Origin of the sequence: Christiangramia sp. LLG6405-1 (genome assembly GCF_045055805.1) — a bacterium.
Taxonomy (GTDB): Bacteria; Bacteroidota; Bacteroidia; order Flavobacteriales; family Flavobacteriaceae; genus Christiangramia.
On the sequence record NZ_CP159330.1, the window covers coordinates 1677892 to 1698059 of the forward strand.

At 39.2% G+C, this 20168-nt stretch carries 20 protein-coding genes; 13 read left to right on the top strand and 7 right to left on the bottom strand.

Annotated features, from left to right (window positions below; all coding sequences use genetic code 11):
- Window positions 1–3 precede the first annotated feature (3 nt).
- A complete protein-coding gene (locus tag ABVM50_RS07780; protein ID WP_405200660.1) occupies window positions 4–579 on the bottom strand; it encodes a methyltransferase domain-containing protein in 576 nt (191 codons plus the stop codon).
- On the bottom strand, window positions 572–994 hold the full coding sequence (locus ABVM50_RS07785) for an RNA-binding S4 domain-containing protein (RefSeq protein ID WP_405200661.1): 423 nt from the start codon (window positions 992–994) through the stop codon (window positions 572–574). Before ABVM50_RS07785 ends, ABVM50_RS07780 begins: the two co-directional genes overlap by 8 nt.
- A gap of 80 nt (window positions 995–1074) precedes the next feature.
- On the opposite strand from ABVM50_RS07785, the gene ABVM50_RS07790 reads away from it, so the two are divergent.
- Entirely contained in the window at window positions 1075–2022 is a 948-nt protein-coding gene (locus tag ABVM50_RS07790) for an FKBP-type peptidyl-prolyl cis-trans isomerase (RefSeq protein ID WP_405200662.1), read from the top strand.
- A 52-nt stretch (window positions 2023–2074) separates the two neighbouring features.
- Here ABVM50_RS07790 and ABVM50_RS07795 read toward each other — a convergent pair whose 3' ends face one another.
- On the bottom strand, window positions 2075–2851 hold the full coding sequence (locus tag ABVM50_RS07795; RefSeq protein WP_405200663.1) for a hypothetical protein: 777 nt from the start codon (window positions 2849–2851) through the stop codon (window positions 2075–2077).
- Between the two features lie 40 nt (window positions 2852–2891).
- Window positions 2892–3593, bottom strand: coding sequence for a class I SAM-dependent methyltransferase (locus tag ABVM50_RS07800; RefSeq protein ID WP_405200664.1), 702 nt, complete (start codon window positions 3591–3593; stop codon window positions 2892–2894).
- Here ABVM50_RS07800 and ABVM50_RS07805 point away from each other — a divergent pair.
- Window positions 3593–4087 (top strand): YkgJ family cysteine cluster protein, encoded by a 495-nt coding sequence (locus ABVM50_RS07805; RefSeq protein WP_405200665.1) that lies wholly within the window; start codon window positions 3593–3595, stop codon window positions 4085–4087. The genes ABVM50_RS07800 and ABVM50_RS07805 overlap by 1 nt on opposite strands.
- Window positions 4088–4130: 43 nt before the next feature.
- Entirely contained in the window at window positions 4131–4973 is an 843-nt protein-coding gene (locus tag ABVM50_RS07810; RefSeq protein ID WP_405200666.1) for a thioredoxin family protein, read from the top strand.
- 4 nt (window positions 4974–4977) lie between these two features.
- Here ABVM50_RS07810 and ABVM50_RS07815 read toward each other — a convergent pair whose 3' ends face one another.
- Complete coding sequence (locus ABVM50_RS07815; RefSeq protein WP_405200667.1) at window positions 4978–6219, bottom strand: exo-beta-N-acetylmuramidase NamZ domain-containing protein; 1242 nt, start codon at window positions 6217–6219, stop codon at window positions 4978–4980.
- Window positions 6220–6225: 6 nt separating this feature from the next.
- On the opposite strand from ABVM50_RS07815, the gene ABVM50_RS07820 reads away from it, so the two are divergent.
- The 3 genes from ABVM50_RS07820 to ABVM50_RS07830 all read left to right on the top strand — a co-directional run bounded on the left by ABVM50_RS07820 (window position 6226) and on the right by ABVM50_RS07830 (window position 10672).
- Complete coding sequence (locus ABVM50_RS07820) at window positions 6226–7458, top strand: ABC transporter permease (protein ID WP_405200668.1); 1233 nt, start codon at window positions 6226–6228, stop codon at window positions 7456–7458.
- A gap of 89 nt (window positions 7459–7547) precedes the next feature.
- Window positions 7548–8528: a PLP-dependent cysteine synthase family protein gene (locus tag ABVM50_RS07825; RefSeq protein WP_405200669.1), complete on the top strand. Its 981-nt coding sequence runs from the start codon at window positions 7548–7550 to the stop codon at window positions 8526–8528.
- A gap of 38 nt (window positions 8529–8566) precedes the next feature.
- Window positions 8567–10672: an alanine/glycine:cation symporter family protein gene (locus tag ABVM50_RS07830; RefSeq protein ID WP_405200670.1), complete on the top strand. Its 2106-nt coding sequence runs from the start codon at window positions 8567–8569 to the stop codon at window positions 10670–10672.
- 41 nt (window positions 10673–10713) lie between these two features.
- On the opposite strand, the gene ABVM50_RS07835 is transcribed toward ABVM50_RS07830, so the two are convergent.
- The gene (locus ABVM50_RS07835) at window positions 10714–11085 is read right to left on the bottom strand and encodes a hypothetical protein (protein WP_405198075.1); all 372 of its coding nucleotides are present in this window, start codon (window positions 11083–11085) and stop codon (window positions 10714–10716) included.
- A 407-nt stretch (window positions 11086–11492) separates the two neighbouring features.
- On the opposite strand from ABVM50_RS07835, the gene ABVM50_RS07840 reads away from it, so the two are divergent.
- From ABVM50_RS07840 to ABVM50_RS07870, 7 genes are all read left to right on the top strand, one after another.
- Entirely contained in the window at window positions 11493–12185 is a 693-nt protein-coding gene (locus ABVM50_RS07840; protein WP_405198076.1) for an SGNH/GDSL hydrolase family protein, read from the top strand.
- 47 nt (window positions 12186–12232) lie between these two features.
- Window positions 12233–13510 (top strand): DUF2851 family protein, encoded by a 1278-nt coding sequence (locus tag ABVM50_RS07845; protein WP_405198077.1) that lies wholly within the window; start codon window positions 12233–12235, stop codon window positions 13508–13510.
- 9 nt (window positions 13511–13519) lie between these two features.
- Complete coding sequence (locus tag ABVM50_RS07850) at window positions 13520–13750, top strand: PspC domain-containing protein (RefSeq protein WP_295180503.1); 231 nt, start codon at window positions 13520–13522, stop codon at window positions 13748–13750.
- The gene (locus tag ABVM50_RS07855) at window positions 13747–14757 is read left to right on the top strand and encodes a potassium channel family protein (RefSeq protein WP_405198078.1); all 1011 of its coding nucleotides are present in this window, start codon (window positions 13747–13749) and stop codon (window positions 14755–14757) included. The genes ABVM50_RS07850 and ABVM50_RS07855 overlap by 4 nt, the downstream gene beginning before the upstream one ends.
- A 144-nt stretch (window positions 14758–14901) precedes the next feature.
- Window positions 14902–16974 (top strand): amino acid carrier protein, encoded by a 2073-nt coding sequence (locus ABVM50_RS07860; RefSeq protein WP_405198079.1) that lies wholly within the window; start codon window positions 14902–14904, stop codon window positions 16972–16974.
- Between the two features lie 12 nt (window positions 16975–16986).
- Window positions 16987–17850 (top strand): ComEA family DNA-binding protein, encoded by an 864-nt coding sequence (locus tag ABVM50_RS07865; RefSeq protein ID WP_405198080.1) that lies wholly within the window; start codon window positions 16987–16989, stop codon window positions 17848–17850.
- 80 nt (window positions 17851–17930) lie between these two features.
- Window positions 17931–19097, top strand: a complete 1167-nt coding sequence (locus ABVM50_RS07870) for an acyl-CoA dehydrogenase family protein (protein WP_141877082.1) — start codon at window positions 17931–17933, stop codon at window positions 19095–19097.
- A gap of 116 nt (window positions 19098–19213) precedes the next feature.
- Here the strand turns inward: ABVM50_RS07870 and ABVM50_RS07875 are convergent, their stop codons facing one another.
- A complete protein-coding gene (locus ABVM50_RS07875; protein ID WP_405198081.1) occupies window positions 19214–20086 on the bottom strand; it encodes an MBL fold metallo-hydrolase in 873 nt (290 codons plus the stop codon).
- Between the last annotated feature and the right edge of the window lie 82 nt (window positions 20087–20168).

A 20168-nucleotide genomic window follows, 5' to 3' on the forward strand; every position in this document is an offset into this window, starting at 1 on the left:
AAATTACTTTTTTCGGAATTTGAAGAATAGTTCATTCCCTAAACGAGGTTTTATGGAATTGTATGCTTTCTCCAGAATTTCAATATGATAATAAGGACTAAAATAAGTTAAATATTCTTCATGACTGCCGCCATAAGGTGGGCCATCTTCCTTTAATTCAAAATCGAATAATAAACCTGCCAGTACTCCTCCAGATCTTAGAAGTTCACTGGTTTTTTGAGCGTATGCATTTCGTTTAGTAACCGGTAATGCGCAGAAAAAGGTTTGTTCCAGGATAAGATCGAAGGACTTTTCAATTTCAAAAAAATCCTGGTGCAGCATTTGTTGCTCCGGAAATTCAGGATTGCGTAGTGAAAATGAGTTTAATGGAATTTCAGCAATATCACAGAGAAAGACATTTTTGAAACCACTTTTAAAAAGATATTCAGCTTCATAAGCATTGCCGGCACCGGGAATCAAGATGTTTAGCTCTTTATTCTCAATATCATCTGCAAATTCCTTAATTGGAGGCGAAACAGCGCCAAGATCCCATCCGGTTTGATTATTTTTATATCTATCGTTCCAATAATCTTTAGTCATCTTTTTTCTTCTCTAAACCATCATCCTTCTTTTCGTCTAAACCGTCATCTGTATTCTCAAACCAGTCATCAATATCACGACGGTCTTTCTTAGTAGGGCGACCAGTACCTTTCTTGCGGTAATAGTCCTTTGAGTATTTTAAAAGATCCAGTTTCTCAAAGGCTTCTTTCGGGGTGATGTCATGAACATATATATTCACAAGTTTCGCCCCAACACGACTTTTAGGAAGATCGAGGATCTCTAGCTCATAATTAATTTGATTTTTACGAACTCTCAGTTTATCACCGGGAAATACCTCTTTACTTGGTTTCTGGATCTCATCGTTCAATCTTACCTTTCCTTGCTTGCAAGCAGTTGTTGCCAGACTTCGGGTCTTAAAATAGCGTACGCACCACAAAAACTTATCAACTCTCATACTTATACCTTCAAATCGCCGTTCAATATTGAACAAAAATACAAGATTATTGTATCTTGCGGCTCCAAAATAAAATTCTGATGAGAATAAACAAATTGATGCTGGTTGGTCTTACGGCTTTTCTTGCATTTGCATGTAATAATGATGATGATGGCGGTCTGGCCCAGGTTGAAGTTCGTGACCGTACAGAGGTTGCGGTCGAAGACGACCAGGCACTTTTAGACTACCTTTCAACGCACTTTTATAACTACGAAGACTTCGAAAGTCCTTCTGAAGATTTCAACTATCAAATCGTATTCGATACAATTGCTGGCGAAAATGCAGACAAAGAGCCAATTATCAATTCAGATAAATTAATAACGAAAACCGTTAATCACGAAGGTGTAGACCAGAATCTATATGTACTACGAGTACGTGAAGGTGCTGGAGCGAAACCTACCTTTGCAGATTCTACCTTTGTTACTTATGAAGGAGAACTTCTTACAGGGACTGTTTTCGACTCTAATTTAAGAAACCCTGTTTGGTTCAATCTTTCACCATATTTTGGGATCGTTGATAACCGTGTAACACCTCTTGGCGGAGTTATCAAAGGATTTCAGGCTGGCTTAACTGAGTTTGGTGCAGCTAGTGGATTTGAAGTAAATGCAGATAATTCTGTAGAATGGAATAATGACTACGGAATTGGTGCTATTTTCATGCCTTCAGGACTGGCCTATTACTTTAATTCACCTGAGACCATACCGGTTTACTCACCGCTTGTTTTTCAAATTAGTAGTTATGTGGTAAACCAGGCAGATCACGATAATGACGGTATTCCTTCATTTATGGAAGATCTGGATGGAGATAATGATGTGACTACAGATGATACAGATGAGGACGGACTTCCAAACTTATCAGATCCAGATGATGATGGTGATGGTACTCCAACAAGAGATGAAATTGAAATTACAGAGGATGGAACCTTGATCTTAACCGACTCAGATAACGACGGAACTCCAGATTACCTGGATCCAGACGTATTTCAATAGTGGAATAGCTATTATAAATTAATATAAAAAACCTGGCGATCGCCGGGTTTTTTTATTTTCCACCCGCAGATTGTAAGTCCAGAATACAGGCATCATCTAACTGAGGAAGATTATTATTGTCTATAGTGTTGATGACCCCGCTACCAAATTCAATACTGGCCTTCATTAAGCATTTATCGGTAATACAGTGTGCAGTATTATTCGGGTCTTCATGATCTGTTACTGGTTCCACGCCCAGATTGACCAAACCAAATAAATGTCCAAATTCATGATTCAAAGTAGCGGCTTCTATAATTGCTTTGCTGGGAGCGTTGAACTTGTTTGCAAAGTTTTTGATAGTTTCTCCGTAGAGTATGATCGAAGTATTTCTGAATGCCGTGCCGAGAGTGATCTTAGTTTCGGAGTCATTGATCTTCTTACCAGCGGCAAAATAGATCCAGACTCCAATTTCATCGCCTACCGTATAAACCGTTCGTGTATTGGTTTCTACCGTTCTTAAATCATCTTCATCGAAAGGAGTGAGTCCGGAACTTGCAACAGAGCGTAAATTGATGGTAATTCCATCGGGTTTATAAACCCTGCTTTCCAGGAAACTTCTAAAGGCATCGATTGCATCAGTCTCTGGTCTGTATCCTTCAGCATAGACGATTTCAATATTCATTGAAGTAAATTCGGTATCACTTAATAGATCTGAAGCAGATGAACCGGTAACTTTTAAGTTAGCCGCTCTATTATTTCCTTCTTCGGAATCATTATCAGAATCCTTACTACACGATACAGCGAGGCTGCTCAAAAACAGGATTAAAAAAGCTTTATAAATTTTATTCATTCTGTATTAGATCTTGCGCAAAAATATGAAAAATAACGAGTTAGACTTTTTTAAGAATCGCCAGGTAATCATAATGTTCTCCTTCAAGAGCGATCTCACAGGAAAAATTGTTGTTGTTTGCTGCCTTCTGAAGAATTTCCTTATCCACATATAACCAGTCAAAAGGATCTGAAGTTTCTCCTTTGTAACTTAATTCATAAGTGAGTTCTCCGTAATATTCTTCGGAATCGATAAATTCATCATCGAAGAGATAAATAAGATCTGAAGAATCTAGAATCAACTGTCCGTTATCATTGAGCAGCTTATGACAGTGCTGAAGGAAATCGTCAATATTATCAAGTTTTCCAATGATCCCGGTTCCATTCATCAACATAAGAATGCTGTCAAATCTTTCCGAAGAGATCTTATAGAAATCCTGAACAACCGCATTTTTGAGTCCGCGTTCTTTTGCGATTTCTATAGCTCCGGAAGATGTATCGATAGCCTTGACCACAAGTTTGAGTTCATTTTGAAGATAAAGCGCATGACTGCCGGCCCCGCAACCCACATCAAGAATACTGCCTTTGCAAAGTTTTAGTGCTTCCTGTTCGAGTTTCGGCATTTCTTCAAAATCCCGAAACAGATAAGCGACGGGTATTTCATCATTTTCAAAGTCTGGTGAATGCACCGTGATGGGAGTTTCATCTTTTTCTTTATAGTAGCCTGCAATGGCTTTGCCGAATATATCCTTATTTTTGTCCAATGGATGAAGAGCTTAAAAGTTTACCTAATCGCGCCAAAGATAAGAAGAAGGAAAATAGGAATTTCTTTTCGCGACTAAAGAAGCGTCCTCCAAAGGATCTCGACAAGATTATGGTAGAATTGCACGAGGAAGAATTCTCCAGAACCGACTGTTTGCAATGCGCTAATTGCTGTAAGACTACGGGACCTTTGTTTACACAAAAAGATATTGGAAGGATCAGTAAAGATTTTCGAATGAAGCCCGGGGATTTTGTAGACACTTACCTAAGGCTCGATGAGGAGAACGATTATGTGCTACAGCAAGTGCCATGTCCTTTTTTAGGCGACGATAATTATTGCGGTATTTATGATCAGCGCCCGAAAGCCTGCCGGGAATATCCTCATACAGACCGCAAGGACTTTCATAAAATATCTTCTATTACTATAAAAAATACCAGCATTTGTCCGGCTGCTTACAATATCGTCGAGGAAATGAAAAAAAGATTAAAATCGTAACACTTAGGTCTAAAAAATTTATATTTTTGGGAAAACCTTAACGATGAAAAGTCTTATCCTTCTCCTGCTTTTGTGTGGGTCTAATCTATTTGCAAATAACTGGTATACAGATCTCGAAGCAGCGCAAAATGCAGCTATCGCCAGTAACAAATTAATATTGGTAGACTTCTGGGCGACCTGGTGCGGTCCATGTAAAGCTATGGATCGTGATGTTTGGAGTGATCAGGAGGTACAGGAAGTGATGCAAAACTATATCCCTTTAAGAGTTGATTTTGATACGCAGCGACAATTGAACATGGAGTATGGGGTAAAAGGAATTCCGTATGTGGTGATCATGGATGCCAATGGCAAGGTGATCCATAACAATCTTGGCTATACCAATAAACAGGAGACCATGAGGGTTCTGGAGAAATTCAAACTAAATACTTCGTTTTTGCAGGTAGAGTCAGCTTATTATAAAAGAAAACCAAGTTACGCTACGGCTCTTAGACTTGCACAGAAATACCTGGATTACAGTTTATATCTGGATAAGGATCTTCGACGTCCGATTTTAAATATAACAGAAGAATATCTTAATGAGGCCCAGGATCTGCTGGACGAAAAACAATCCAATTATAAGATGATCAGTCAGAAACTGGATCTACTTGTGACAAATGTTGATCTATATCAGGGTAACTACAGAAAGGTTGAACGATTTCTAAAGAAGAAAATTGACGAAGAAGAATTGCGTAAGTATAATTGGGGCTTATATACTTTTCTGAATTACTGCATGGCCATGGAAAATGCTGAAGAGGCACAGATTAATAAGTGGACTGAAGAATTGGAAAAATTGAACAATGCAGATGTTTATAAAACCAGGGCTAAAAATCTGCAGGAAACGAGCTGATCCCTCAAGGATACATCAAATATTTTTTGCGAGTCTTTTGAAAAGCTTCGAGACCTGGCTTCCAGGATTCCCGGATTTCTTCAGCAGAAAGACCCTTTTTAATTTGATCCTTCAGTGAAGAAGTTCCTGCAAGTTTCAGAAAGAAGTCATTAAAAAACTGTTCCTGATCTTCGGTATTTTGATAAGCTTCTATCAACCATTCCAGGTTGATAGAATTCAATGTTTCCGCAGTGCTTAAATTGCGCCCGAAACATTCCTTATTCTCATGCTTTGGATATTTAGCACCGCCCATGGACTTTGGTGTATAAGTGTAATCGAAATACTTCTCGTCCAGAAAAGGAGAACCAAAAACCTGGAATTGAAGCTTCGTACCGCGGCCTGCATTCACATTCGTTCCTTCAAAAAAGCACAGACTTGGGTAAAGATTGATCGAAGTAGCGTTGGGAAGATTTGGTGAAGGCTTTACAGGTAGATTGTAGCTCATCGAATGCTGGTAATTCTGCATAGCAATTGTTTCCAGATCACACTGAATTCCGTTGTCCAGCCATTTTTCTCCGTTGATCATTTTTGCATATTCAGCAATAGTCATTCCGTGCACTACCGGTACGGGATGCATTCCCACAAAGCTCTGATGTTGTTTTTCGAGAATTGGACCGTCAATATAATGTCCGTTAGGATTTGGTCTGTCCAGAATTAGAACCGGAATTCCTTGTTCTGCACAGGCTTCCATGACATAATGCATGGTTGAGATGTACGTATAGAACCTGGCTCCAACATCCTGAATATCGAAGATTAGTAATTCTATGCCTTTCAGGTCTTCAGCAGTTGGTTTTTTATGGTTTCCGTAGAGAGAAATAACCGGAAGGCCACTAATTGGATCCTTGCCGCTTTTAACGGTCTCGCCAGCATCTGCAGTTCCGCGAAAACCATGTTCGGGTGCGAAAACCTTTTTTATCTGGACATTCTGGCTTAATAAAGTATCCACAAGATGAGTATATTCTCCATTCTTTCTTTTTACTACGGAAGTTTGATTTCCCACAATCCCGATAGTTCTGTTTGCTATCTTCGGAAGTATAAGATCCATCCTGTTTGCGGCTGGTAAAACTTCAGAAGGAACCGAATCTGAAAGTTTTTCCTGTGAGACAACTTCAGAATTTTCCGAAGAGCTTTCACTATGAGCGTTTCCGCAGGAAAGAATTCCAAAAACAAAGAATAATAATGTACTTTTGACCAACCTCTTAATCATAGCAATTTGAATTTCGAGTACTTTATAGTAAAGCGCCTTATTAGCGCGAAAGGATATAAAAGTAGCATATCTGCTCCTATAATAAAAATAGCGATCACCGCAATTGCTATAGGGGTTGTGATGATGCTTGTATCTTTTGCGACCGGCCTTGGTTTGCAGGAGAAAATAAGGGATAAGATCGCTGCTTTTAATGGTCATATTAGTATCTCAAGTTACGATAACAATAGCTCCAAAGTTTCATTAACTCCAGTTTCAACAGATCAGGATTTTTATCCCGAATTCACTAGCGTAGACGGCATCGCTCATGTGCAGGCAGTTGCAAGTACTTTTGGCGTTATTCGAACAGAGGAAGATTTTGAAGGGATCGTGGCCAAAGGTGTAGGAGCCGATTACAAATGGGATTATTTCGAGGAATTCCTTTCACAGGGCAGATTACCCAACTATTCTGAAAACCTTAATAACGAAATTTTAATCTCTGAATATCTCGCCAACAGGCTTAAGCTGAAGAATGGTGACCGTGTGGCTACGTATTTTATGCGTGATGATAGTGATCTGCCTCTACAGCGTAGTTTTGAAATTGTAGGTGTTTACGAATCCGGTTTTCAGGAGTTTGATGAGCTTTATATGCTTACAGATATCAGGCATATCCAGAGAATAAACCGTTGGGAAGAAAATGAGATCGGTAATTTTGAAGTTTTCGTAGAAGATTTTGATGAACTTGACACCAAGGGCAACGAAGTTTATGAGAATACAGGATCCTTTCTGGATACCCAAACGATAAGTCAGAAATACTACTCCATTTTCGAATGGTTGTCCCTTTTCGATTTTAATATGGCTCTTATTCTTGGTATTATGATTCTTGTTTCAGGGATCAACATGATAACCGCATTATTGGTTTTGATCCTGGAAAGAACCCAAATGATCGGGATGCTGAAAGGACTTGGAGCAGCCGACTGGAGTATTCGAAAGATCTTTCTTTATAACGCTGCTTATCTGATAGTGCTGGGACTTTTCTGGGGTAATTTAATTGGAATTGGCCTGCTGGCGCTTCAGAAATATTTTAAATTGATTCCTTTGGATCCAAGAACTTATTATGTAACCGAAGTTCCAATCTATCTAAGCTGGGATTATATTCTACTCGTAAATACCGGTACATTGATCCTCTGCATGCTTATGCTGCTAATTCCATCGGTAATTATCTCCAAAATCTCTCCGGTTAAGGCGATCAAATTCGATTAATAATTGCAGCTCTCATAGTTGACGTTGTAAAGCTTGGTTTAAGGCCAAAGGTTTTTTTACATTTGCAGACGTTAAAGAAAAATGAAAGCATGGATTACGCTGAGAATATATTAGGAACCATCGGGAATACTCCAATGGTTAAGATGAACAAGATCGTTGAAGATATCGATGCGCTTGTACTGGCAAAGTATGAAACCTTTAATCCCGGGAATTCGGTAAAGGATAGAATGGCTGTGAGAATGGTAGAAGACGCCGAAGCTAAAGGTTTATTAAAGTCAGGAGGAACCATCATTGAAGGAACTTCAGGAAATACCGGAATGGGACTGGCACTTGCAGCGATCGTTAAAGGTTATAAAATGATCTGCGTGATGAGTGACAAGCAGAGTAAGGAAAAAATGGATATTCTTCGCGCAGTTGGAAGTGAAGTTGTTGTTTGTCCTACAGATGTGGAACCAGATGATCCACAATCTTATTATTCTACTTCCCGTAGACTTGCAGAAGAAACTCCGAATAGCTGGTATGTAAATCAATATGATAACCTCGCTAACCGTGAAGCCCATTACGAATCTACTGGACCTGAGATCTGGAAACAAACCGATGGGAAAGTAACCCATTTTGTTGTTGGAGTAGGGACTGGTGGAACTATTTCTGGAGTTGGAAAGTATTTGAAAGAAAAAAATCCCGATATTAAGGTTTGGGGAATAGATACTTACGGTTCAGTATTCAAGAAATATCACGAAACAGGTGAATTCGATGAGAAGGAGATCTATCCTTACGTGACTGAAGGAATTGGAGAGGATATTTTACCTAAGAACGTTGACTTTGATGTGATCGACGGTTTTACGAAGGTAACAGATAAAGATGCGGCCGTTTATACCCAGAAATTATCCAAGGAAGAAGGATTTTTCTTAGGTAATAGTGCAGGTGCAGCGGTAAAAGGGCTGTTGCAACTAAAAGAACATTTTACTAAGGATGATGTCGTGGTAGTGCTTTTCCATGATCACGGAAGCCGATATGTAGGTAAAATGTATAATGATGACTGGATGAGAAAAATGGGTTACATCGACTAACACCAGTTATAGAATGTAGGAACTAATTGATTTTTTATATGACTAAGAATGCATGGTTTTTAACCAGTTTATTCTTTATGCTGACGCTCTCGATACATGCGCAGGATGATGAAAGGAAAGAATCAGATCTTAAGGTAACTTTAGATCTAAACAATCCTACCAGGGAGATCAATGATGGGGTCACCATGGTTAATGTTCAAGGAGGAAAAGCTCCTTACACTTATAAATGGACAAAGCAAAGCACTTCCCTTCAATCTAATAAATCCACGGGTATCACTGAAGGCCAGGAAGAATCGGTAACTGTGACCGATGCCAACGGAGTAAGTGTTACCAAAAAGTTTGAAATACCTACTGAAGCGATCACTGAAGTTGTAAACAGTAAGGTGCAGCCGGCAGTAGATTTTCTAGGCGGAATATTATTCTGGGATCCTTTTGCTGCAGTTGGGATCTACGACCCGGTAGTTTATACCAACGATAGAGAGATACCAATCCCGAACTGGGATGCTACTACAAGTAAAACCTTCAGTTTAAAGCAATGGCTGGTTGAGGATGGTGGTCAGGTAACTGCAGGTGATAAAATTGCTATTATAGAAAGTGAATCTGGAGAAGAGAAAGAGATCTTTTCAGAAGTTGATGGTACCATGAACTACCTGGTTCTGGAAGGCAACGAGATTTTTGACCCAAATGACCAGGATGATGTGATTGAGCAGAATGCTCATATGATCGCCAAAATTGAGTTCGACGAGCCTCAGCCTCTGCATCATCCCAATGGTGATGTGATCACGAACTCCATTCCTTTTATCGTGATCTGGCTTATTCTGGGAAGTATCTTCTTTACTATAACACTTGGTTTCGTAAATATTCGTGGTTTCTCTCATTCTATTCAGTTAGCCAAAGGGAAATACGACGATCCGGATGCACCGGGTAGAATTACACATTTTCAGGCAATGGCTACGGCAGTTTCAGCAACCGTTGGTCTTGGGAATATAGCCGGTGTTGCGGTTGCAATTTCACTTGGTGGGGCCGGAGCAACTTTCTGGATGTTCTGTGCCGGATTCTTCGCGATGTCACTAAAGTTTACTGAGTGTACATTAGGGGTAAAATATAGAGAGATCAACGAAGATGGTAGAATCTTTGGTGGGCCTATGAATTATTTGCGTTACGGCCTGGAGAAAAGAAATATGAAAGGTCTTGGGAAATTCCTTGCCAGCCTTTTTGCAATATTGGGAGTTGGAGCTTCTTTTGGAGGTGGTAATATGATACAGTCCAACCAGGCATTTAAAATAGTTTCTGAACAATTACCTTTTCTGGAAGGGCAGGGATTCTTGTTTGGAGTTGGATTTGCCATTCTAGTTGGAGCGGTGATCCTTGGAGGAATCAACAGCATTGCCCGGGTAACTGGAAAAGTAGTACCTGTTATGGCGATTATCTATATCCTAGGTTGCGCAGTTGTGATTGGGGTGAATATTGAAAATATTGGTGCTGCATTTTCAGCAATTTATAACGGAGCTTTTTCCGCAGATGCTTTAAAGGGTGGTTTTATCGGAGTACTAATTATTGGTCTGCAAAGAGCAGCATTTTCCAGTGAGGCCGGGGTTGGTTCAGCCGCTATCGCGCATAGTGCTACTAAAACCAATAATCCTATTGCCGATGGGTTTACTTCTTTAGTAGAGCCTTTTATCGACACCATGGTCGTGTGTACTATGACGGCATTGGTACTTATCTTTACAGGAATGCATGAAGTAGGCGGTGGAATGAAAGGGGTTGAACTCACTTCAGACGCTTTCGGAAGCGTTATATCCTGGTTCCCGGCAGTACTGGCACTTGCGGTTTTCTTATTTGCTTTTTCCACGATGGTTTCCTGGTCATATTACGGGATGCGTTCCTGGACCTATCTATTCGGGCAAAGCAAGAAATCAGAAATTATTTACAAAGTCTTATTCCTGATATTTGTAGTTGTAGGAGCATCAGTTAGTCTTGGAGCAGTATTAAGCTTCTCAGATATGATGATTCTCGCGATGTCATTTCCAAATATCATTGGATTATATATTATGTCTGCGGAAGTCAGAGCAGATATGGAAAACTACTGGGAGCGACTCAAGAACGGAGAATTGTTCATCAATCCTAAATTCAGAGACGCCTGATAAGGTTTTTTCTGCAAGATCTATAATGAAAACTCTTCCTTCTACGGAAGAGTTTTTTGTTTTATATCACCAGATGCTTGTAAAATGAGAAATAGAATAGCTCCTGAAAAATATAGTATAACATCAAAGAGATCTGCAGTATATCTTTCAACGAACTGCGGAAGTATCAATTCAAAATATATAGCATAAAAACACGTAAGCGCTAGCGCCTGGGCAATACTTATTTTGATCGATCTATCCTTTGTGAGGTAATGTGCCATTTTGAGACATATGGTCAAAATGATAGGCATGCATAAAAAATCGTTGAGGTAGGATGTGGTCCATTCTGGAAAGTTCGCTCCAGTAAATTTTAGAGCCTCAAAAAGTATAAAGATCAGTACGAATAGAATAAAGGTGATATTCAATAATCTCATAGGAGCGCAACAGATACTACAAAGGCAATTACAATGCCTATTCCAAGTACAATGAGCCAGACGGTGTATCCGGTCTTGGCGAGGAAACGTACTATAGGGTTTTTGTGCTCTTCTGCAGGTTCGGGTGCTGACTTCCGTTTATATTCTCCGGGTCTTCGACTGGATTTAAGTTTAGTTTTCTTCGGATTTTTCTCCATGTTGTACTGCGCTTTCTCGATTAGTTCCATTGAAGGAACTCGTCTACTGAAATTCTATTCATCTTTAAATTGAATTCTAAGATAAAAAATCTGGTCATCCATCCATTCCAATTAATGAAGCTTTATGAAAATCCTAAGTCTTCAGAATTATACTGAATTCTATTTCAGAATAAATTTATATAAAGTATTTTCATTGCTGAAATTGAACTTATGAAAAATCTATACTTTTTACTCCTAGCAATATTAATGGTATCCTGCAATGCAACCATGGATACTACGAGCAACGAAACTCCAGAAAATCCAAAATATACCTACCTGGCACTCGGCGATTCTTATACAATAGGGGAGAGCGTTCGGGAAACTGAAAGATGGCCGGTACAATTAACGGAGCAACTTCGAAATAGAAATTATGAGATGGCGGCGCCTATGATCATTGCAAAAACAGGATGGACGACTTCAGATCTCTTGCGGGGAATGGACCAGAACCTGGAAGTGCAACGCGATTTTGACCTGGTTTCTATTCTGATTGGGGTTAACAACCAGTATCAGGGAAAACTTATTACAGAATACGAGGAAGAATTACGCCAGATCTTCAGGCGTGCGATCAATCATTCTAAAACCCTAGAAAAAGGTGTCTTCGCCGTAAGTATTCCAGATTACGGTTATACACCTTTTGGATCTTCAAACCAGGAGAAAATCAGTGCTGAAATTGACAGATTCAACCAGGTTTTTAAAAGAGTTGCGGATGAATTCGGAGTAGTGTTCTATAATATCACCCCAATTTCAAGAGATACCAGCAACCCTGAACTGGTAGCAAGTGATGGTTTGCATCCAAGTGCTTTACAGTATCAGCTTTGGGTAGAACAATACATTTCTCAGGTAGCAGAAAAATTGCCTAATTAATTTTTTGGCACTTCATTTTCAAATGAATAATTTGATACATTCGGAGAGTGAAGGAAGACTTTCTTTATTATCTCTGGAAGTTTCAGAAGTTTGATTCCGAATGTCTTAGAACTTCGGAAGCTGAGCCTTTACAGATCATTTCGACCGGTTCTCAAAACGACTTATCTGGCCCCGATTTCTTTAATGCTCATTTAATAATCTCGGGCATCAAGTGGGCTGGCAATGTTGAAATGCATTTAAAATCATCAGACTGGTACCTACATCATCATGAAACAGATCCTGCCTATGATAATGTGATCCTGCATGTAGTATGGGATCACGATGAAAATATCTTCCGAAGAAATGGTAGCCTTATACCAGTATTTGAACTGAAGAATATCGTCGATTTTTCTATGATCGCAAAATACCGTCACCTGCTGGAAAGTCGTCATAATAGTATCAATTGTGAAGACAGTTTTTCTGAATTTTCCAGTTTTGAGATCGATCACTGGTTCGAAAGACTATATTTCGAAAGACTTGAAAGAAAGTCAGCCTTGATATTCGAAGTACTGCAACGTTCCAACAACGATTGGAATACGGCATGCATGATTCTGCTTTTTAGAGCATTCGGTCTAAATATTAATGGAGAATACTTTTCTAACATGGCGGAAAATCTGAGCTATTCTCTGGTTGCAAAATTAGGTGGGAATCAGTTTTCCCTTGAAGCACTATTTATGGGCTATTCTAATTTGATCAAAGGAGCAGATCAGTATTCAGAAGAACTACTAACAGAATTTCAGTTTCTAAAACATAAATTCAATATATCTTTGATCAATTCTAAACCAGAATTTTTCAGGTTGCGACCAGATAACTTTCCCACGATAAGGATGGCTCAGCTTGCAGGTTTGTATGCTCAGCGACCATCATTTTTTTCAGACATTATCGCCACGAAAGAACTCAATGAGATAAGATCTATCTTTAATATGGAGGTTTCAGATTACTGGAAGACTCACTATAACTTTGATAAACTACATAATTCCAGGTCAAAAAAATTAAGCAACTCTTTCTTCGAACTGTTGGTGATCAATTTTGTAATCCCATTGAAATTTGCATTCTCCATAAGTTCCGGAGAACCAGCTTCCAGTCTCTATGAAATAGTAGCAAGCCTAAAACCCGAAAAGAATTCGGTAGCGAGTATGTTCAATAATTTAAGATCTGGTACGGTCAGGAATGCAATGGAATCGCAGGCAGCGCTTGAGCTCAAAAAGAATTATTGTAGTAAAGGGAGATGTTTGCACTGTGAATTAGGCGTGACATTATTGAGAAAATCTGTTAAATACGCTTAAATTTGTAATATGGCAGGCATGGTATCGAACATGAGACATTATCTCGAAAAGCACGGATTCTACGTATCAACAAGGATGGCAGATAAGATGGGAATTCGCGCAAAGAATGTTCGGTTGTTCTTTATATATGCAAGCTTTTTTACCATGGGTGCAGGCTTTATCGTGTACCTGATCCTCGCGTTCTGGCTAAAGCTTAAGGACCTCGTCTACACTAAAAGAACTTCTGTTTTCGATCTATGAGACAATTGATAGATTCCAGGATCAGGCTGGCTGTAGTATTGATTATTATGGTGTTCGTTACCGGAATCGTTGGTTTCAGGTTTCTTTATGATTATTCTTGGGTCGATGCGCTCTATATGACCATTATTACCGTAAGTACAGTAGGATATGGGGAAGTCCAGCCTATGGGAGCCTACGGGAAACTATTTACTTCTTTTTTCATTATTTCCGGACTATTCATCTTTGGTTTCGGTCTCTCTACGATCACAGAACATATTCTGAATAAAAATAACATTGGTAATCTAAAACGTAATAAAATGAAGAAGAGGATAGACTCCCTGAATGATCATATCATTGTTTGCGGTTACGGTCAAAACGGAAAACAGGCAGTTCAGAAATTACTGGACTACCGAAAGGATTTTGTGATCATAGATGATCATGAGGAAGTCTTTCAGAGCCTGGAAAATGACAGGCTCAATTATATTGTAGGAAATGCTACCGAAGATGAGGTGCTTAGCCTTGCTGGTGTGGAGCGAGCATCGACTTTGATCTGTGCTCTTCCCAGAGATGCAGATAATCTGTTCATCGTTCTTTCAGCCAGACAAATGAAAAAGGATCTTAAGATCATTAGCAGGGCTACGGAAGAAAACAGTTATAAAAAATTGAAACTTGCCGGTGCAGATAATGTAATTATGCCAGATAGAATTGGGGGAAGTCATATGGCTTCACTCGTAGTGGTACCGGATCTGGTCGAATTTCTGGATAATCTTTCTGTTTCTGGAGAGCAGGACAGTATCAATGTCGAACAGGTCTCATTTTCCAAAATTTGTACAGATGGAGTGGAAAGATCAATTTCTGAAACCGATATTCGAAATAAAACTGGTTGCTCTGTTATCGGCTATAAATCACCCTCTGGAACCTATGTGGTAAACCCGGAACCATCCCAACGTATCGAGCGTGATTCTAAGTTGATTATGATTGGCAGACCTGATCAAATTGAGCATTTAAAAAAGTATTATTCGGTTTAAAAATCGGACTTAAATTTTAATAGATGCTCCGTTTTCTTTAACATGACATTCACAATTTAACTACCAAAAGTTTGTTTTAGCCCAATTTTTTAGCATATTCACGCGCTGAAAATTTAACTTCATTATTAATAACCAAATTTCCATATGAGAAAGTATTTGCTTTCAATGTTCTTTTTATTTTCGATTGTAGGACTATCTGCACAGGAACTAGACGTAAAAGCCCAGGTAGGAAACCCCTCCAACGTAATAAATAATGGATTCATTGAACTGGATGTAACAGGGGGAACTCCTCCTTACCAGTATAAATGGTCCAACCAGGGAACCAGCCTGGAATCTAATAAGACTGCAGGTCTTACAGAAGGTGTTCCCTACACGGTAGTAGTAACAGATGCTGCAGGAAACAAATTTGAAGGCGAGTACCAGGTAGAGGCAGAAGCTATTACCGAACACTTCAATGGAACTTTTTCTCCTATTGTTGCAAGTATGGGAAGCGTTCTTTTCTGGGATCCATTCACAGCTATGGGAGTTTACGATCCTGTTATTTATGCTGATATCAAAAGAATTGAAGCTCCAACCTGGAGTGCTTCTGAGGATGCTAAATTTGTTCTTGAAGAGTGGCTAGTCGAAGATGGCGAGCATGTGAACGAAGGAGATCCTATCGCAATTGTTACTAAGAATGGTGAGAGCATTGAAGTACTTGCGAACGCAGATGGTACTTTAGATCAGTTTCAAGCGGAAGGGGAAGTGATTTATAACTCTGAAAATAAACAACATGTTATTGAGCAGGGAGCTCAATACTTTGGTAGCATTATATATGATGAGCCAGTGGCGCTTCTACATCCAAATGGAGACCCTCAAACTAAGAACATTCCATTTATTGTGGTTTGGCTTGTATTGGGAGCATTGTTCTTCACGATCAGGTTAGGATTTATCAATATTAGAGGTTTTAAACACTCTTTACAGTTAGCTAAAGGTAAATATGACGATCCAAACGCTCCTGGACAGGTAACTCACTTCCAGGCTTTGGCTACAGCCGTTTCTGGTACTGTAGGTCTTGGTAATATTGCTGGTGTGGCAGTGGCGATCTCATTAGGAGGTGCCGGTGCAACCATGTGGATGATCCTTGCAGGACTTCTTGGGATGTCTTCCAAATTCGTGGAATGTACTTTAGGTGTAAAATACAGATTTATTAATGCCGATGGTCGTGTATTTGGTGGTCCAATGAACTACCTGAGATATGGTCTTGAAAAAAGAAACAAAAGAGGTCTTGGTAAATTCCTTGCAGCATTTTTCGCGATACTTGCGATCGGTGCATCTTTTGGTGGTGGAAACATGTTCCAGGCGAACCAGTCTTTCTCTATTCTTGCTGGAGAATTTCCAATGCTGGAAGGAAACGGATTTATCTTTGGGATCGTAGTAGCAGTACTGGTAGGTATTGTAATTATTGGAGGTATTAGCAGTATTGCTAAGGTTACTGGTAAGATCGTACCAATTATGGCAGCAGTTTATGTACTGGGTGCTTTAGTGGTAATAGGTGTAAATATTGAAAATATTGGTCCTGCATTCACTGCGATCTGGGATGGAGCTTTTAATCCTAGTGCTCTTAAAGGTGGAGTTATTGGTGTTCTAATCGTTGGATTCCAGCGTGCGGCATTCTCCAATGAAGCTGGTGTAGGTTCCGCAGCGATTGCGCATAGTGCAGCTAAAACGAATCACCCTCCTTCTGAAGGTTTTGTAGCTCTATTAGAGCCATTTATCGATACCGTAGTAGTTTGTACGCTAACGGCATTAGTACTGATCTTTACAGGTATGCACGAAGTAGAAGGTGTTGGAGGAGTAGAATTAACATCTAGTGCTTTTGGAAGTGTGATTTCATGGTTCCCATATGTTCTGGCAACTGCAGTATTTTTATTCGCATTTTCCACGATGATCTCATGGTCTTATTATGGAATGAGAGCCTGGACTTACCTGTTTGGAAAAAGTAAAATAAACGAAATCATCTATAAAGTTTTATTCTTAATCTTTGTAGTAGTTGGAGCCTCAGTTAGTTTAGGAGCGGTGCTGGATTTCTCAGATATGATGATCCTTGCCATGTCCTTCCCTAATATTATAGGTCTATATATTATGATTGGAGAAGTAAGTAATGATCTTAAGGATTACTCTAAGAAGCTTAAAGCTGGAGAGTTATTCCATAAAACTGAAGAGCCAGCCGCCTAGGCTCTCTCTAGTATGAAATTTCTAAAATCCCATTTTGCGCTTTCAAGAAGTCAGCAGAATGGGATTTTTGTTTTGGTACTGGTTATAATCATACTGCAGTTGATTCTCTTCGGAAGTGATTATATCTCTAAAGATAGCACACCGGTAAATGATGAGAAACTTCAGAAATTCCAGAATCAGTTAGATTCTATCCAAAAGCTGAAACCTATAGTGAAGGATACCATTTATCCTTTCAATCCGAACTATTTATCAGATTTCAAAGCATATCAATTAGGGTTGAGCGTAGAAGAGATCGATAAATTATTGAAGTACCGTGCTACCAATAAATGGATAAATTCTGCTGAAGAATTCCAGGTGGTGACCGGAGTAAGTGATAGTTTGATGATGATCATAAAATCTTCTTTTCGATTTCCTGACTGGATTAAGAACTCCGGGAAGCTTCACAAACCCATAATAGGAAAGGCAGAGGTAATTTCTATTGCCGACCTAAATACTGTTTCTGCTGAAGATCTTAAGGTTGTAAATGGAATTGGTGAAAAACTTTCAGAGAGGATCGTGAAATACAGAAACAGCATTGGCGGTTTTCTTTCCGAAGAACAATTGAAGGATGTGTATGGATTAAGTCCTGAGGTGATCGCCAGGATCAATGAAAAGTTCCAGGTTATCAATAAACCACAGGTAATCCTCCAGAATATTAATCTTATCACAGAAGCTGAACTTGCAGAATTGCCATATTTCAATCCTGCTCTGGCCAGGAAAATTATAAATCACAGAACCATGAATGAAGGGATTCGGTCTTTTGAAGAATTGACAAAAATCAGTGGATTTCCTTCCGATAAAATCGACAGAATTAAATTATATTTGTCAGTACAGTGATTTTTGTTAGAAAATCGATCTGAAATTGTAAATATAATAATTGCTAATACGGCTTTATAGCCGGGAAAAAATATATAGAAATGAGTAGATATTTTACAGAGGAACATGACCTTTTCAGGAAGAGTTTTCAGGAATTTCTTCAGAAGGAAGTAGTGCCTCACGTAGATAAATGGGAAGAAACCGGAACCATTGAAAGGTTTATATGGAAGAAGTTTGGTGAGATGGGTTATTTCGGCCTTAATCAACCGGAAGAGTATGGAGGAATGGCTTTAGACCTGTTCTATACAATTATATTTCTTGAGGAACTTCAGAAAGTGAACTCAGGTGGTTTTGCAGCAGCGATGTGGGCGCATGCTTATCTTGCTATGACGCATTTAAAGGTTGAAGCCAGTCATGAACTCAAAGAGAAATACCTGACACCTGCGATTGAAGGTGAAATGATAGGTTGTCTTGGAATATCAGAACCATTTGGAGGATCTGATGTTGCTGGTATGAAAACTACTGCTGTCAAGAAAGGTGATCATTATGTGATTAATGGTTCAAAAACTTTCATCACCAATGGAGTATATGCAGATTTTTACGTGGTAGCTGCTAAAACAGATCCTGAAAAAGGAAACAAAGGAATGAGTATGTTCCTATTAGATAAAGAGTTTGCAGGAATTTCAGCAAATAAACTAAATAAGCTGGGCTGGAGAGCATCAGATACTGCAGAACTTGCCTTTGACAATGTAAAAGTACCTGTTGAGAATTTACTTGGTGAAGAGGGAATGGGCTTCAACTACATCATGCAACATTTCGCTCTGGAACGTTTGATCATGGGTGTTAATGCGCACGCACGCTCAGAATTTGCATTGGAATACACGATGGGTTATATGCAGGAGCGTGAAGCCTTTGGACGTTCTCTGGATAAATTCCAGGCTTTGAGACATACTGTTGCTGAAATGGTAAGTGAAGTAGAGGTGATCAAAGAGTTTAACTATGCAACGACTCAAAGGTTGAATGATGGGGAATATGTGGTAAAAGAGGCTAGCATGTCTAAACTGCTTGCAACTAAAATCTCAGATGAAGTAATGTATAAATGTCTGCAAATGTTAGGTGGATATGGATATATGGAAGATTACCCGATGGCGAGAATGTTCCGTGACAGTAGGTTAGGACCAATTGGCGGTGGAACTTCTGAAATTCTGAAAGAGATTATCGCAAAAATGGTGATCGATAAAAAAGAATACAAGCCTGCAGCTAAATAGTATTTTTGCGAAAATTCATTTTTCGCGTAAAAATGGTAATTGATAAGAAATAATACGAGCCTGCAGCTAAGTAGGCGTATTATTAAAATAAGAAACCAGCCCTGGAAATTCCGGGGCTATTTTTTTAAACTCTTATAAAAGGTTCTTCTAATCTTTTCTCCATTAATGAAAAATTCACTGGCTTCTTTATCAGTATAAAATTCAGAAGTGAGCGATTCATCGAATGCGATTTCCTCTTCAGTAGCTCCCTGATTGATTTTCTGCTGAACATTTTCCCGGATATCTTTAAGCATAGACAAATAGTTTGAATAATCCTGATAGTTAGCGAGATCACCATGTCCCGGAATTATTCTTGTCTTTTCATTGATGATAGATAAGCCTTTTTCCGCAGCTTCAATAACGCCGTCTATACTACCGCCACTACTTAAATCTATATAAGGAAACATTCCGTTGAAAAAAGTATCACCAGTGTGTAAAACATTGCTTTGGGGCAGGTAAACAAGCGCATCACCATCTGTATGAGCATTATGAACATGCAGCACCATCACATCGTTTGCATTTATATGGAGATTCAACTGGTCATTAAAGGTAATAACTGGAATGCCTGCAGTACTGTCTGTCGCTTTCTCTTTTAATCGCTCGCGAACATTTTCATGTGCCAGAATAAGCGCTCCCTGATCATCAAAGTTTTCATTTCCACCGGTATGATCTCCATGATGATGTGTGTTCACCAGGAATCGAACAGGCTGTTCGCTAATTTTGGCAATAGCCGTGATCAATTTATCTGAAAGTGCCGCAAATTGATCATCTATCATGAACACTCCATCCGGTCCTGTAAGTATGCCAATATTCCCGCCAGCACCCTGTAAGAGGTACACCTCTTCGGTGATCTGTTGCGTTTTAATTTCTACCTGATCCATATTCTGGAAGGCAAAACTGCTAAAACTGCATGCTAAACCGAATAATATTGAGGTTGTAAGTTTTTTCATGAGATATTCATTATCGACGGAAGTTAGGTAAAATAGGCGTAGATCATATTCATACTGAAATAAATCGCTAAAACATTGGAGG